Source organism: Streptomyces sp. NBC_01298 (assembly GCF_035978755.1).
Taxonomy (GTDB): Bacteria; Actinomycetota; Actinomycetes; order Streptomycetales; family Streptomycetaceae; genus Streptomyces.
Genome location: NZ_CP108414.1, coordinates 7,751,016 through 7,765,443, shown reverse-complemented (window position 1 = coordinate 7,765,443; position 14,428 = coordinate 7,751,016). Strand labels below are relative to the sequence as shown.

Here is a 14,428-nt window from a genome sequence, read left to right as displayed (position 1 = left end):
TCACCCCGGGGGCGCGACCAGGCCGATCTCGTAGGCGAGGATCACGAGTTGGACCCGGTCGCGCGCGTCGAGTTTGGTGAAGAGCCGCGCGAGGTGGGCCTTGGCGGTGGCCACGCTGATGGTGAGCTCCGCGGCGATCTCCGCGTTGGACAGGCCTCGGCCGACCAGCGTCAGCACCTCCCGCTCGCGCTCGGTGATGCCGCCGACGGCCGCCCGGCGCGCCGGGGCGGGGGCGGGTCCCGGTTCGGGATCGGGACCGGGATCGGGCCGCGCCGCGAACTCCGCGATGAGACGGCGCGTGACGCCCGGCGCGATCAGGGCGTCCCCGGCGGCGACGACCCGGACACCGTCGAGGATGGACTCCAGGGGCATGTCCTTGACGAGGAAGCCGCTCGCCCCGGCGCGGAGCGCACCGTAGACGTACTCGTCGTCGTCGAAGGTGGTGAGGATCAGGACGCGGGTCGGCTCCCCCGTCGCCCCCGTCGGCGAGGTCTCCGCGTGGATCCGGCGGGTGGCTTCGATGCCGTCGGTGCCGGGCATCCGGATGTCCATGATGGCGACGTCGGGCCGCAGCCGCGCCACCAGTTCCACGGCCTCGGCGCCGTTCCCGGCCTCGCCGACCACCTCCAGGTCAGGGGTGTCGGCGATGAGGACGCGCAGGCCCGTACGGATCAGCGGCTGGTCGTCGACCAGGACCACCCGGATCATCGTTGCGCCTCCACCGGTATCGGGAACAGGGCCGCCACGCGGAAGCCGCCGTCCGGCAGCGGCCCGGCGCTGAACTCGCCGTGCAGCAGTCCGACCCGCTCCCGCATGCCGACGATGCCGTATCCGGAGCCCCCGTCGGCGCCGCGGCCGCGGCCCCGGTCGACCACGTCGACGGCCAGCTCGCCCCGGCCGTAGTCGACGGTCACCGTGCACTCCCGGGTGCCGGAGTGCCGCACCACGTTGGTGACCGCCTCCTGGACGATGCGGAAGGCCGCCAGGTCCACGTCCGGGGGCAGTTCGCGCCGCTCCCCCCGCCGGCGGACATCGACCCTGACACCGGCGGACGCGCTCCGCCCGACCAGGTGGCCGAGGGCGGCGAGGCCGGGGAGCGGATCCAGCGGCGCCGGCTCCTCCTCGCCCTTGCGCAGCGCGCCGAGCATCCGCCGCAGGCCGGCGAGGGTCTCCCGGCCGGTGGCCTCGATGGCTTCGAGCGCCTTGCGCGTCTCGGCGGGCTGGGTGTCCATGACCCGGCTGCCCACGCCGGCCTGGATGGTGATGATGCCGATGGCGTGGGCGACCATGTCGTGCAGTTCCCGGGCGATCCGCAGCCGCTCGGCGGTGATCGCCTGGCGGGTGGCCTGGGCGCGCACCGTCTCCGTGTGGGCCCGGTCCTGACGGATCGTGTTACCGATCAGCCAGGCGATGGCGACGGTCGACGCGAGCCCGGCCGGCGCCGAGGCGTTGAAGAAGGTGCCGCGGGCCAGCCGCCAGAGCGAGTAGCCCGCCAGGGTGGCGAGGCAGAGCCCGGCGGCGGGCACGGAGAGGCGTCGTGAGCGGGTCGCGGCGGTGTAGCCCACGGCCGCGTCGGCCAGCAGGAACAGGACGAAGGTCGTCTCCCGCACCGCCATCCCGATCGAGAACACGGCGCCCGCGAGCGCGACGGCCACCGCTGCCAGCGGTGCCCGGAAGAGCAGCAGCGCACCCAGGGTGGTCACGACGGCGGTGGCCAGCAGCGGCGCGTCCTCGATGTTGCCGTCGTACTGGACCAAGTGACGCAGCTCGTCCGGTCGTTGCAGCATCCGCACGAGGATCAGGGTCACCCAGAAGGCGCCCACCCACGCACCCGGTGGTACGCGTCTGAGCAGGGGTGTTCGAGGGGCTGCGGTCATCGGTCGATCGTAACCGCGCCCGTCCGCGGGGGCATTGGCCCGCAGACCTAATCCCCCGGGCCACCGGCGGGGCCCGGTGGTGTGAACCCCGGGCCGATGCGCGGGCGGTGCCCGTACCGGCAGCGTGGAGCCCGTGATCGAATCGACTCGGCTGACCAAGCGGTACGGCGACACCGTCGCCGTCGACGACCTGACCTTCACCGTGGAACCGGGCCGGGTGACGGGCTTCCTCGGCCCCAACGGCGCGGGCAAGTCCACCACCCTGCGCATGATCCTGGGTCTGAACGCGCCGACCGGCGGCGGCGTCACCGTGGACGGGGTCCCCTTCGGCCGCCGCCCACGGGGCCTGCGCCACGTGGGCGCGCTGCTGGACGCCCAGGACGTACACGGCGGACGGAGCGCACGGGCCCACCTGTCCGCCCTGGCCCGCGGCAACCGCATCCCCCTGTCCCGCGTGGACGAGGTCCTGAGGGAGGTCGGGCTGGGAAAGGCGGCGGGCCGCCGGATCGGCGGGTTCTCCCTCGGCATGAAGCAGCGCCTCGGCATCGCGGGCGCCCTGCTCGGCGATCCGCCGGTGCTGCTGTTCGACGAGCCCCTCAACGGCCTGGATCCCGAGGGGGTGCTGTGGGTGCGCGGACTGCTGCGGCGGCTGGCGTCCGAGGGCCGCACCCTCCTCGTCTCCAGCCACATGATGGCCGAGATGGAGCACACCGCCGACCGGATCATCGTCATCGGCCGGGGCCGGCTGATCGCCGACGAGAGCCTGGCGGAGTTCTCCGCGCGGCAGGGCTCCCGGGGCGTGACGGTCCACACCCCCGACCCGGCGGCCCTGGAGGCCGTACTCGTCGGCGAGGGCGGGTCGGTGCGGCGGGAAGGCGGCCCGGCCGTCCGCGTCACCGGACTGACCGCGGCCCGGATCGGCGACCTCGCCCACCGGCACCGCATCGTGCTGCACGAACTGGCCCCGCACACCTTCTCCCTGGAGGCGGTGTTCCTGTCCCTCACCGCCGACAGCGCCGAATACCTCGCGGGAGACCCCCGATGACCACACCGGACATCCAGGCTCCGTCCGGCACCAGGCCGTTCGAGCGGACGGCCGAGCCCGCGTCGGCCGCCTTCACCGATCTGCTCGCCGCCGAGTGGATCAAGATGCGGTCGCTCAGGTCGACCTACTGGGTGCTCGCCCTCAGCGCCGTCGTGGCGATCGCGATCAACGTGAACGCCGTCCACTCCGACCTGCCGTACATCGACCAGCCGCATCCCCTGGTTCCCGGCGAACCCGCCTACACGTACGACCCGTTGTTCCACGGCCTGAGCAGCATCGCCGCCGACGTCATGGCCCTGGCCGCGGCCGCGTTCGGGGCCATCACCGTCTTCGGCGAATACGCGACCGGGATGATCCGCACCACCTTCGCCGCCGTTCCCGACCGGCGCGCGGTGATCACGGCCAAGGTGGTCCTGGTCACCGCGACCACGCTCCTGCTCGGCGTCCTGGTCTCCGTGAGCTCGTTCTTCACGGTCAACGCGATGCTGTCCTCCCGGCACGTCGGGCTCTCGATCCACGACCCCGGCTGCCTGCGGGCCGTCGCGGCCTACGCACTGGTCGTCCCGGTGTGCGCGCTGACCGGCATGGCGTTCGGGGCCGTCCTGCGCCACGCCACGGCCTCGATCGTCGCGGTCGTGGGCCTGCTCTTCCTGATGCCCCTGCTCTTCGGTGGCGACCGGTACCGGTTCCTGAAGGAGATCGGCAACCACCTGCCGCTCGCCGCCCAGGCCCGGCTGGCCCTGAACCCGGACTCCCCCACCTCCCTGGGTTCCCACCCGGGGACGGTCACCGGCTCCTGGATCGCGCTCGCGGGCTGGGCGCTCGTCTCGGTGATCACGGCCGTGACGGTCGTACGGCGCCGGGACGTCTGAGGTGGTCCGTCCCTGCCCGCCCTGGGCCCCACACCCCGCGTGCGGCGGGGGCGCCGGTCAGGACTGGCTGTTGAGGAATCCGATGACGCAGGCGCCCCACCAGCCGGCCTGGCTGACGGTGGCGGCCGCTCCCGACTGGACGAGGAAGCGGACGGGGACGCCGGTGTCCCGGTACCGCTCCAGGCGCTGGCCGAGCCAGTGCGCGTAGAGGCCGTTCAGGGTGATGGCCAGGACCAGGGCGATCTTGGTGAGGGTGAGCTTCGATTCCATGCTCGGGCTCAGGAAGAGACCCGTGACGAGGAGGCCCGCGAGGCCGCCCCAGATCGGAACCTGCAGCGTGGTGGCGGTGTTCAGGATGTCGGCCAGGCGGCGGCGCCCGAGCAGCCACAGGATGGCGAACCAGTCGACGGCCAGTACGGCGCCCAGGCCCACGACCATGGCGGCCAAGTGGAGGAACCGGGCGGTGGTCTGGAGCGTCGGGTCCGCGTGGACATGGCCGGACACCCAGCACGCGCCGGCCAGGGCGGCGGTGCTGAAGACCCCGAGCGCTCCGAGCACCCATACCGGGGTCGGCTGCCGCCCCTCCCCCTCGGAGCGGTGCGCCGGCGCGACCGGAACGGCTATCTGCGCGTCAACGGAGAGGGCCATGAGTCAGCTCGCCACCTTGTAGGCGGCGGGGCGGCGACTGAGGACATTGCGGTGCCCGAGCGATCTTCGCATGGCTGATTTCTTCCGTAAGAACAAGATAAGAGTTAGGCAAGGCGAACCTAAGTCATCACCAGGGCCGTCCGTCAACCCGTCTCGCCATGCGATCGCGGGCCAAAGCCGGACACAGTCGGACACACTTGGACGGATGCGGAAGGTGTGCGTCCGGAATCACACCGTGCGACGCCCGCTCACCGGGCGACCTCACGGCGTGGGGCGGGGCGGGTGGTCCCGCCCCGCCCCACCCGGTCACTCAGTGGGCGTGGCCGTCGGTGTGCGGCGCCCCCGAAGCAGCGGGCTTCGCGGGAGCGGGCTTCGCGGTGGGCGAGGCTCCGGGGGCGGGCGCCGCCGGACTCGCCGGGGTGGCGGCGGGGGCGGGGCCGTCTGCCGCGGGTTCTTCGGCCCCGCCGTGGCTGTGGCCGCCGGCGGGCGCGCCCTCCATGGAGGCCGCGAGTTCCCGCAGGCCGAGGAAGGCGAGGGCCGCGGTGACGAGGACGGCCAGGCCGACGAGGCCGAACACCCGGCGCGCCGGGGTGTCCGCGTCCTTGATCACGTAGGCGACGAAGGAGACGACGAGTCCGGCGGGGACGAGAACGGCGCCGCGGGCGGGGAAGTCGTCGAAGTGCTGCAGGCCGCCGCTGAGCATGCCGATGCCGAAGGACAACAGCAGCGAGGCACCCATCACCAGCAGTAGACGGGGCAGGCCCGGACGCTCCCTGGTGAGCACGAACTCGTTGAGTACGGTCGCGGCGAGGAAGACGAGGGCGCCGTACGCGGCGACGCGGGTGTAGCGGTCGGGGTCGAGCGGGTGGTGGACCACGGCGCCGCTGATGAGGCCGGCGCCGACGAAATAGCCGACGTAGCCGAGGTACCGGGCGGCCAGGGACCGGGTCCGCGCCGGGCCGGCGTGGCGCTTGCGGCGGGCGGCGCGTCCCGTGGCGGGAGAGGCGGGCGAGGCGGGAGAGCCGGGTGAGGCGCCCGCGGTACGGGTGCCGAGGAAATGGGGCGAAGTCACGTGCGCGTTCCTTTGGTGCCGCGTGCGCGGCTCATCGCCCGGCCCGCCACGAGGGGGCGGACCGGGTCTTCGACGAGGGTCGGGTCGGATCGGGGCGAAGGGCCCGGATCTATACCCGGCGCACCACCGAGCCGAGGACACCGCGCAAGGGGGAAAGGCCGGACGGAACGGTCCGTTCCCACGAGGCCGTCCGCATCGCACCGACGGCGGGAGACAGACCGTCGAGGGGAACCAGCGGCGGCGCGGGCAGCTCCGCACCCTGCGGCGGGTGACCGGAGGCGCACGCCTCGGCGGGATGCCCGTGCCCGGCGCCGTCATCGCGGCCGGTGCCGACATCGTGCCCGGTGCCGTCGCCCTGCCCGGCGCCGACATCGTGCCCGGCGCCGTCGCCGTGCCCGCCGGACGCCGCGTCGTCGTGAAGGCCCGCGCCCGCGCCGCCGAGCCCGATGACATCCAGGTGGGCCACCGGAACCGCACCGCGGGCGACGTGCGCCGAGGCGCTGTCCGCTCCGGCGGCGTGCGTGTAGAGGAACGCGAACAACAGGGCGGCCAGCCACAGCAGTCGCAGCGCACCCGCCGGACGGCGGGCCCGCTTCGCGCCGGATGCGACGGGGGCCGTGATCATGCCGAGACCCTATCCGGCGGCCGGAATCCGCCGTGCGGCAGCCCCGTTGCCGCGAGGTGTACGGCCGTGGTCCGTCTTCCGTCGCGCGCCGCCGCCGCCTCCCGCGGCTCCCGTGATTGCATCCTCAGCGGAGCGGTGCGTTCACCGGGACCTGGAGGAGGCTGGATGTCCGGCTCGGCCGACGACCCCGCACGGCTCCGCACCCGGGAACGCCGCCACGGGCGGCGTGCGATCTTCCGCCCTCCCCCGCGCGCGATGCGCAGGGATCTGGCCCAGCTCGTCTGCGCGGTCGGCGGATTGGCCCTGGGGGTGGCCCTCCCCAGGTTCTCGCTGGGACCCGAGGTGGACGCCGGGCCCGTGGTGACGCTCCTGTTCACCCTCGGGTTCGGTGTCATCAGCCTGGTGAGCATCATCTACTCGATGCTGTTCCTGGTGATCCAGTTCTCCGCCAGCACCTTCACCCCACGCCTCGGCCTCTTCCGGGACGACCCGATCGTGTGGCGCACCTTCGCCTTCACCGTCGGCGTGTTCGTCTTCAGCATCACCTCGGGCCTGGCCATCGGTGCCCGCCGGACGGCCGTCTCGACCCTCGTTCCGGGTACCGCCATGGTGCTCACCCTGATCGCGCTCACCCTCATGCGGACCCTGCAGACGAGGGCCTTCCACTCGATCCAGCTCGGTCATTCCCTGACCGCGATCGCCACCCGCGCGCACCGGCTGTTCGACGAGCTGTACGTCAGGCCGTACGACCCGGAAGCGGCGACGGCCGCGGCGACGGCCGCGCCCGAACCGCCCCCGGGCGCAGGCACCACCGCCGTACGGTGGTCCGGCCCGGCGGTGGTGGTGCAGCGGATGGACGTACGCGCCCTGGTCGGTCTGGCCGAGCGGCACGACTGCTCCCTCGCCTTCCTCGTCGCCCCGGGAGCGACCGTGTCCCGGGGCGTGACGCTCGCGGAGGTGACCGGCGGCGAGCTGTCCGAGGCGGCTCTGCGCGACGCTCTGGAGACCGGGGTCGAGCGCACCTTCGACCAGGACCCCGATCTGCCCTTCAGGCTCCTCGCCGACATCGCCCTGCGCGCGCTCTCCCCGGCGATCAACGACCCGGCCACGGCGGCGGACAGCCTGGACCGCCTCGAGGACCTGCTGACCCGGCTCTCCGGCCACGACCTGGGCATCGGCCGGTTCACCGGCGAGGACGGCCGGTTGCGGGTGACGATCCCGGTGCCGGACTGGGAGCGGTACGTCCGCACGGCCGTCGACGACCTCCTCTTCTCCGCCGCCGGTTCCCCGATGGCCCTGCGCAGGATGCACGACCTGCTGGACCGGCTCGCGGAGCGGATCCCGGAGAGCCGGCGCGAGGTCGTACGGGAGCGCCTCCAGTGGGTGGACCGGACGGGCCGGGAGAGGTATCCGCTGCTCTGGGCCGGTGCCGGGGTGCCGTCAGCAGCGGGACGGGGAGCGCCGTCGGCAGCGGGACCGGACGCGCCGTCAGCGGAACCGAACAGCCCCTCCCCCGGCCGCGCGTGAGCCGCCCATCCCGTCGAAGGCATCGACCTGGGCGGTGGGCACGTGGCTCTCGTTGGCCTCGCTGCCCCGTCCGAAGTGGTTCAGGAGCAGGTTGAGGAGGACGGCGACGAGGCAGCCCGCCGTGATGCCCGACCCGAGCACCATGGCGACGGGCGCGGGGAGCCGTTCGTAGAAGTCGGCCGACGCGACGGGGAAGAGGCCGAAGGCGAGGGCGACGGACACGATGATGCCGTTGTGCCCGGTGGCCAGGGAGGCCTTGGTCAGGGTCCGGATCCCGGCGACGGTGATCGAGCCGAAGAAGACGACCGCCGCCCCGCCGAGTACGGGCAGCGGCACGAGCGCGACGAGCGAGCCCAGGACCGGCACCAGGCCCATGAGGACCAGGATGGCTCCGCACAGGGTGACCGCGTACCGGCTGCGGATGCGACTGATCGCGACCAGGCCCACGTTCTGCGCGTAGGCGGTGCTCACGAAGGCTCCCAGGGCGCCGCCGAGTGCGGTGCCCAGCCCCTGGGCGCGCAGGCTGCCCGCGATGACGCGGGCGTCGACCGGGCGGTCGACGACCGATCCCACCGCGATCAGGGCGGCGGTGGACTCCGTCATGGAGACCAGCATGATGACGAGCATGGTGGCGATGACCGGCACCTCGAACTGCGGTGCGCCGAAGGCGAAGGGTTCCGGGAACGCGAACAGCGGCGCCTGGGACAGCGGTTGGAAATCGACCTTGCCCATCGCCGCCGCGGCGGCCGTGCCGGCGACGAGTCCGAGCAGGATGGCCACCCGCTGCAGGAAGCGTCCGCTGAGCAGCCGGTGGAGCAGGAGCGTGAAGGCGAGGGTTCCGGCGGCCAGCGCGAGGTTGGACGGCGAGCCGTAGCCGGAGGACTCCGGGTCGCCGCCCCGGGCCCATTCCCCGGCCACCGGCAGCAGCGAGAGGCCGACCAGCGTGATGACGGAGCCGCTCACGACGGGCGGGAAGAAGCGCAGGAGCCGGCAGAAGGCCGGCGCGAGGAGGAAGCAGACGGTCCCGGCGACGAGGGTGGCGCCGAACACCAGGGCCAGGGCGTCCTGCCCCCGTGAGACGGAGGCGGCCAGGAGCGGTGACACCACGGCGAAGGAGACGCCGTTGGTGACGGGCAGTCCGGCCCCCACGCCCCAGAAGCGGAACGTCTGGGCGACGGTGGTCAGGCCCGCGACCACCAGGCTCGCGGCGAGGAGGGCGGTGAGCTGGGCGGCGGTCAGCCCCAGGGCGCCGCCGATGATCAGCGGAGGCGCCGCGAGGCCCGCGTACATGCTGGCCACGTGCTGCAGGGCAGCGGGGACCATACGCCGCATGGGCAGCACTTCGTCGGCGGGATGGGCGGGGGCGGACGGGGAGGACGGAGAGGACGGCCCGGGCGGGGCGGGCGGGGCGGTCCGTCCGTACGGGTGGAGCGGGTCGGGCGGGGTGGAGCGTTCGGGCGGGAAGGGCGTACGGGAGCGCAAGGGGAGAGTCCCTCCGAGAGACCTCCCGGCCGGCGGGCGGCGGGGAAGGTCGGGGGCGAAGCACGGCCGGAAGAGCCGGACAAGTGGACGGACTTGCCCGGAGGGATACGGAAATCGTGCCGGTTTCCGGGGTACGGAGAACGACCCGATTCCTCATCGCGGAATTTACTTTCCACTGTGGACGACAGCGACCCTACGAACCGACCCCCCGGCCGTCAACTCCTCCAGGGCGGCGAATCGATTCCTCCGATTCTTTGGACGTACGCACAATCGCCGTTGACCACGCCCTTTCGGCGTACACGGACCCCCGCCCCGGGCAGCCGCCGGGTTCCCGGGCCTTGGCGGGGGCGCCCCCTCGCCCTACGGTGTGCGGCTATGCCCTCCCAAGACGATCTCCACAGCCCCTCCGCGGGCGAAATGTCCCCCTACCCCCCGCTGGACCCGCGCCGCGCCGTCGGCGTGCGCGAGCGGCTCGGACTCACGCCCGGCCAGGTCGCCTGGGCCGTATCGGCCTTCCAAGGACACCCGTTCCACCCCGACACGCTGCTGGCCTGGGAACAGGGCACGGAGGTACCGACGGGCCATCAGATCAAGGCGCTGGCGGCCGCGTTGTGGTGCTCACCGGGCGAACTGCTCGGCGAACCGGCCACGCTCCTGCAGTGCCGGACGCTGCTCGGGCTGACGGTGGAGCAGGCGGCCGTGGGGGTCGGCATGACGCGCGACCGGTACGCCGAAGCGGAACGGCGCAATCGCTGGCGCGGGTCGGGACGGCAGACCCAGGCGCTGTTCGAGGTGCTCCGGCCGCCGCCCGCCTGCTTCGTCACGGCGTGCGGCAGGACGGGGCAGTTGCGCGTACTGCTGCGCGAGGCGGTCACCGGGTGGTGGCCGAACTACGTGGGCCCCGTCGCGAAGATCGCACCCGTGGAACCGGCGGAGATCCACCGCGCCCTGGAGCAGCTCCACCGGGAGTACCAGCGGATCGACAACCACGGCAGGACCGGCTCCGCCGCCGAAACCGTCGAGCGCGAGGCCCTGGCCTTCCTCGACCGGATCGACGAACAGCTGTGGCAGCGACTGCGGGTGCCGGCGGCCTGATCCCGCCTCCCTCCCACCCCCTCCCGCCCACTCCCCCCGCCTCCTCGATCCCGGGTCTTGACACGACCCCCTCGGCGTGAGGCACTAGAGCCACCCAGCCATACGGAAACTGCTTTCCGCATCGTGGACGATCCGTTCATGCAGTCTTCGGCAGGGCCGTCGGGGCTCGCTCACCCCACGGCACCCCGGTTCGGGCAACTCTTCCGTTCCCCGTCACCTCAGGGCACCTCCATGCCCCCGGGCCCTTCTGCCGCCCGCTCGACTGCGTCCTCGCACCAGTCCACACGGCCCCCCGAGGCACAGGCCGCGCCCCAGCGCGCCCCTCCCCCGGCGACCGCCGTGCCACAGCAGTCCTGGAGGTCCTTCCATGTCGTCCACCGCCGCCCCCAGCCCCACCCCGGCACCCGCCCCGGACCCGGACGCGGCGCCCGCCGCGAAGCATCCCGTCGACCAGACCCTGCCCTTCGGGAAGCTCCTCGGCGCCGGCCTCCAGCACGTGGCGGCCATGTACGCCGGAGTCGTCGCCCCGCCCCTGGTCGTCGGCATCGGTGTGGGGCTGAGCCAGGGCGAGATCGCGTTCCTGATGAGCGCCAGCCTCTTCGCCGCCGGCATCGCCACCCTGCTGCAGACGCTCGGCTTCTGGAACATCGGCGCGCGCCTCCCCTTCGTCAACGGCGTCTCCTTCGCCGGCGTGGCCCCGATGCTCGCCATCGCCAAGGCCGAGGGACCCGAGGACGCGCTGCCCGTGATCTACGGCGCCGTGATCGTGGCCGGGGTGTTCGGCTTCCTGCTCGCCCCCTGGTTCTGCAAACTCATCCGGTTCTTCCCGCCCGTCGTCACCGGCACCGTGATCACGCTGATCGGCCTGTCCCTCCTGCCCGTCGCCTTCAACTGGGCCCAGGGCGGCAACCCGCAGGCCCCGGACTACGGAGACGTCGAGCACATCGCCCTCGCCGCGGTGACCCTGCTGATCACCGTGGTGCTCCGCAGGGTCCTGCGCGGATTCCTCAAGCAGATATCCATCCTGCTCGGCCTCGTCGCCGGCACCCTGATCGCCCTGCCCCTGGGCCTCGCCGACTTCAGCGCCGTGGCCGACGCCGACGTGATCGGCTTCCCCACGCCCTTCCACTTCGGCGCCCCGCAGTTCGCCGTCGCCGCGATCGTCTCCATGATGATCGTGATGGTCGTCTCCATGACCGAGAGCACCGCCGACGTCATCGCCCTCGGTCAGATCGTCGACAAGCCCGCGGACGAGAAGACCCTCGCCGCGGCGCTGCGCGCGGACGGCCTGGGCACCGCGCTGAGCCCCCTCTTCAACGGCTTCGCCGCCAGCGCCTTCGCGCAGAACGTCGGCCTGGTCGCCATCACCAAGGTCCGCAGCCGCTACGTCGTGGCCGCGAGCGGCGGCATCCTCATCCTGCTGGGCCTGTGCCCGTTCCTCGCTTCGGTCGTCTCCCTGGTGCCGCAGCCCGTTCTCGGCGGCGTCGGCCTCGCCCTGTTCGGCACCGTGGCCGCCAGCGGCATCCAGACCCTCGCCCAGGCCGGGCTCGAGCGCGGTGACAACGTCCTCATCGTGGCCATCAGCCTCGGCGTCGGCGTGATCCCCATGGCCAGCGAGAGCTTCTACCACGGCTTCCCGGAGAGCATGCGCATCATCCTCGACTCCGGAATCAGCACCGGCTGCGTCGCCGCGGTGCTGCTCAACCTCGCCTTCAACCACATCGGCCGCACCGATGGGGACGACGCCCCGGAAAGGGAGCCCGCTTCCGCCGGGTCCGTGCACTGACGCACCGGCAGGAAGGCGGCGGGCACACGGGAACTCCGCGTGCCCGCCGTCCTGTTGGGGATCAGGCCCTGGGCGGGTTCTCCGAGCGCACCCGGCGGGCCGCCTCGACGAGGTTCTCCAGGGAGGCCCTCGTCTCCGGCCAGCCGCGGGTCTTCAGGCCGCAGTCGGGGTTGGCCCAGAGCCGTTCGGCGGGGATCGCCCCAAGTCCCTTGCGCAGCAGGGCAGCCGCTTCCGAGGCCGAGGGGATGCGCGGGGAGTGGATGTCCCAGACCCCGGGGCCGACCTCGCGCGGGTAGCCCGCGCCGGCGAGCTCGTCGGCGACCCGCATGTGCGAGCGGGCCGCCTCCAGGCTGATGACGTCGGCATCCAGGCTCTCGATGGCCCCGACGATGTCCCCGAACTCCGCGTAGCACATGTGCGTGTGGATCTGGGTGTCCGGCCGGACGCCGCTGGTGGTGAGGCGGAAGGATTCCGTGGCCCACGCCAGGTACTCGGCGTGGTCGGCGGCGCGCAGCGGCAGGGTTTCGCGCAGGGCGGGCTCGTCGACCTGGATGATGGACGTGCCGGCCGCTTCGAGGTCCTCGACCTCGTCGCGCAGGGCGAGTCCGACCTGGCGCGCGGTCTCGCGGAGGGGCTGGTCGTCGCGTACGAAGGACCAGGCGAGCATGGTCACGGGACCGGTGAGCATGCCCTTGACGGGCTTGGCCGTCTGCCGCTGGGCGTACGTGGTCCAGCGGACGGTCATCGGGTCGGGGCGGGAGACGTCCCCGGCGAGGACGGGCGGGCGGACGTAGCGGGTGCCGTACGACTGGACCCAGCCGTGCTGGGTCGCGAGGTAGCCGGTCAGCTGCTCGGCGAAGTACTGGACCATGTCGCCCCGTTCGGGCTCCCCGTGCACGAGCACGTCGAGGCCCGTCTTCTCCTGGAAGGAGACGACCTCGCGGATCTCGGCCCGGATGCGGTCCTCGTAGGCCGCGGTGCCGATGCGTCCGGCGCGCAGGTCGGCGCGGGCGGTGCGCAGTTCGGTGGTCTGCGGGAAGGAGCCGATGGTCGTGGTGGGGAGCAGCGGCAGGCCCAGGTGGGCGCGCTGCGCGGCGGCCCGTTCGGTGTAGGACTGGGCGCGGCGGCCGTCGGCTTCGGTGATCGCCGCGGTGCGGGCGCGGACCGCCGGGTCGTGGGTGATCCGGGAGGCGGCGCGGGAGGCCAGGTCGGCCCGGTTGGCGGCGAGTTCGGCCGCGATCGCCTCGGTGCCGCGGGCGAGGCCCCGGGCCAGGGTGCTGATCTCGGTGGTCTTCTGGCGGGCGAAGGCGAGCCAGCGGTGGATCTGCGGATCGATGTCGCGCTCGGCGTCGGAGTCGAGCGGGACGTGCAGCAGGGAGCAGGAGGCGGCCACGTCGACCCGGTCGGCGAGGCCGAGCAGGGTTCCGAGGGTGGTCAGCGACTCCTGGTAGTCGTTGATCCAGATGTTGCGGCCTCCGACCACGCCCGCGACCAGTCGCTTGCCGGGGATGCCGCCGACCGCGGCGAGGTCCTCGAGGTTGGCGGCGGCCCGGTCGGTGAAGTCGAGGGCGAGGCCCTCCACGGGCGCCTTCGCCAGGACGGGCAGGGCTTCGCCGAGCCGGTCGAAGTAGGAGGCGACGAGCAGCTTGGGGCGCTCGGTGAGGCCGCCGAGCTCGCGGTAGGCGCGGGCCGCCGCGTTCAGTTCGGCCGGGGTGCGGTCCTGGACCAGGGCTGGCTCGTCGAGCTGGACCCATGCGGCGCCCGCGGCGCGCAGTTCCGCGAGGACGCGCGCGTAGACGGGCAGCAGCCGGTCGAGCAGGGCGAGCGGGTCGAAGCCGGGAGCCACTCCGGGTGCGGGCTTGGCGAGGAGGAGGTAGGTCACCGGTCCGACCAGGACCGGGCGGGCGGTGTGGCCGAGGGCCAGGGCCTCCTTCAACTCCGCCACCTGTCGGGCCGGTTCGGCGGTGAACACGGTGTCGGGCCCGAGTTCGGGGACCAGGTAGTGGTAGTTGGTGTCGAACCACTTGGTCATCTCGAGCGGTGCCACGTCCTGCGTGCCGCGGGCCATCGCGAAGTAGCCGTCCAGGGCGTCCGCCGCGACGGCGGCCCGGTGGCGGTCGGGGATCGCGCCGACCATGACCGTGGTGTCCAGGACGTGGTCGTAGTACGAGAAGTCGCCGGTCGGAACCTCGGTGATGCCGGCCTCGGCGAGCTGGGCCCAGTTGGCCCGGCGCAGGTCGCGGGCGGTCTCCCGGAGGACTTCGGCGGTGACGCGGCCCTTCCAGTAGCCCTCGATCGCCTTCTTCAGTTCCCGGTTCCGTCCCTGGCGGGGGTAGCCGTACACGGTGGCCCGTACGGGCTCGGCTGCGGACTCGGCTGCGGACTCGTTGGTCACGGAA

General features: G+C 73.0%; 12 protein-coding genes. 5 read left to right on the top strand and 7 right to left on the bottom strand.

All coding sequences use genetic code 11. The features are described 5' to 3' along the window. Nucleotides 1–708 (bottom strand): response regulator, encoded by a 708-nt coding sequence (locus OG730_RS35500; RefSeq protein ID WP_327308086.1) that lies wholly within the window; start codon nucleotides 706–708, stop codon nucleotides 1–3. Further along, the gene (locus OG730_RS35495) at nucleotides 705–1,877 is read right to left on the bottom strand and encodes a sensor histidine kinase (RefSeq protein WP_327308085.1); all 1,173 of its coding nucleotides are present in this window, start codon (nucleotides 1,875–1,877) and stop codon (nucleotides 705–707) included. Before OG730_RS35495 ends, OG730_RS35500 begins: the two co-directional genes overlap by 4 nt. Before the next feature lie 133 nt (nucleotides 1,878–2,010). On the opposite strand from OG730_RS35495, the gene OG730_RS35490 reads away from it, so the two are divergent. Next, nucleotides 2,011–2,922, top strand: coding sequence for an ABC transporter ATP-binding protein (locus OG730_RS35490; protein ID WP_327308084.1), 912 nt, complete (start codon nucleotides 2,011–2,013; stop codon nucleotides 2,920–2,922). Further along, nucleotides 2,919–3,794, top strand: coding sequence for an ABC transporter permease (locus OG730_RS35485; RefSeq protein ID WP_327308083.1), 876 nt, complete (start codon nucleotides 2,919–2,921; stop codon nucleotides 3,792–3,794). Before OG730_RS35490 ends, OG730_RS35485 begins: the two co-directional genes overlap by 4 nt. Before the next feature lie 57 nt (nucleotides 3,795–3,851). Here OG730_RS35485 and OG730_RS35480 read toward each other — a convergent pair whose 3' ends face one another. From OG730_RS35480 to OG730_RS35470, 3 genes are all read right to left on the bottom strand, one after another. Then, nucleotides 3,852–4,442 carry a hypothetical protein gene (locus OG730_RS35480; protein WP_327308082.1) on the bottom strand — a complete coding sequence of 197 codons (591 nt, stop codon included), beginning with the start codon at nucleotides 4,440–4,442 and terminating at the stop codon, nucleotides 3,852–3,854. Between the two features lie 310 nt (nucleotides 4,443–4,752). Further along, nucleotides 4,753–5,514: a hypothetical protein gene (locus tag OG730_RS35475; RefSeq protein WP_327308081.1), complete on the bottom strand. Its 762-nt coding sequence runs from the start codon at nucleotides 5,512–5,514 to the stop codon at nucleotides 4,753–4,755. A gap of 109 nt (nucleotides 5,515–5,623) precedes the next feature. Next, nucleotides 5,624–6,139 carry a hypothetical protein gene (locus tag OG730_RS35470; RefSeq protein ID WP_327308080.1) on the bottom strand — a complete coding sequence of 172 codons (516 nt, stop codon included), beginning with the start codon at nucleotides 6,137–6,139 and terminating at the stop codon, nucleotides 5,624–5,626. Nucleotides 6,140–6,304: 165 nt separating this feature from the next. Here OG730_RS35470 and OG730_RS35465 point away from each other — a divergent pair, with 165 nt between their 5' ends. After that, a complete protein-coding gene (locus tag OG730_RS35465) occupies nucleotides 6,305–7,666 on the top strand; it encodes a DUF2254 family protein (protein ID WP_327308079.1) in 1,362 nt (453 codons plus the stop codon). Here OG730_RS35465 and OG730_RS35460 read toward each other — a convergent pair. Further along, on the bottom strand, nucleotides 7,628–9,148 hold the full coding sequence (locus tag OG730_RS35460; RefSeq protein ID WP_327308078.1) for a nucleobase:cation symporter-2 family protein: 1,521 nt from the start codon (nucleotides 9,146–9,148) through the stop codon (nucleotides 7,628–7,630). The two genes, OG730_RS35465 and OG730_RS35460, sit on opposite strands and share 39 nt — an antisense overlap. 375 nt (nucleotides 9,149–9,523) lie before the next feature. On the opposite strand from OG730_RS35460, the gene OG730_RS35455 reads away from it, so the two are divergent. Together OG730_RS35455 and OG730_RS35450 are read left to right on the top strand one after the other, a co-directional pair. Then, a complete protein-coding gene (locus OG730_RS35455) occupies nucleotides 9,524–10,243 on the top strand; it encodes a helix-turn-helix domain-containing protein (protein WP_327308077.1) in 720 nt (239 codons plus the stop codon). Between the two features lie 367 nt (nucleotides 10,244–10,610). Beyond that, a complete protein-coding gene (locus OG730_RS35450; protein WP_327308076.1) occupies nucleotides 10,611–12,029 on the top strand; it encodes a nucleobase:cation symporter-2 family protein in 1,419 nt (472 codons plus the stop codon). A gap of 61 nt (nucleotides 12,030–12,090) precedes the next feature. Here OG730_RS35450 and metE read toward each other — a convergent pair whose 3' ends face one another. Beyond that, the gene (gene metE / locus OG730_RS35445; RefSeq protein WP_327308075.1) at nucleotides 12,091–14,424 is read right to left on the bottom strand and encodes a 5-methyltetrahydropteroyltriglutamate--homocysteine S-methyltransferase; all 2,334 of its coding nucleotides are present in this window, start codon (nucleotides 14,422–14,424) and stop codon (nucleotides 12,091–12,093) included. Nucleotides 14,425–14,428: the final 4 nt, after the last annotated feature.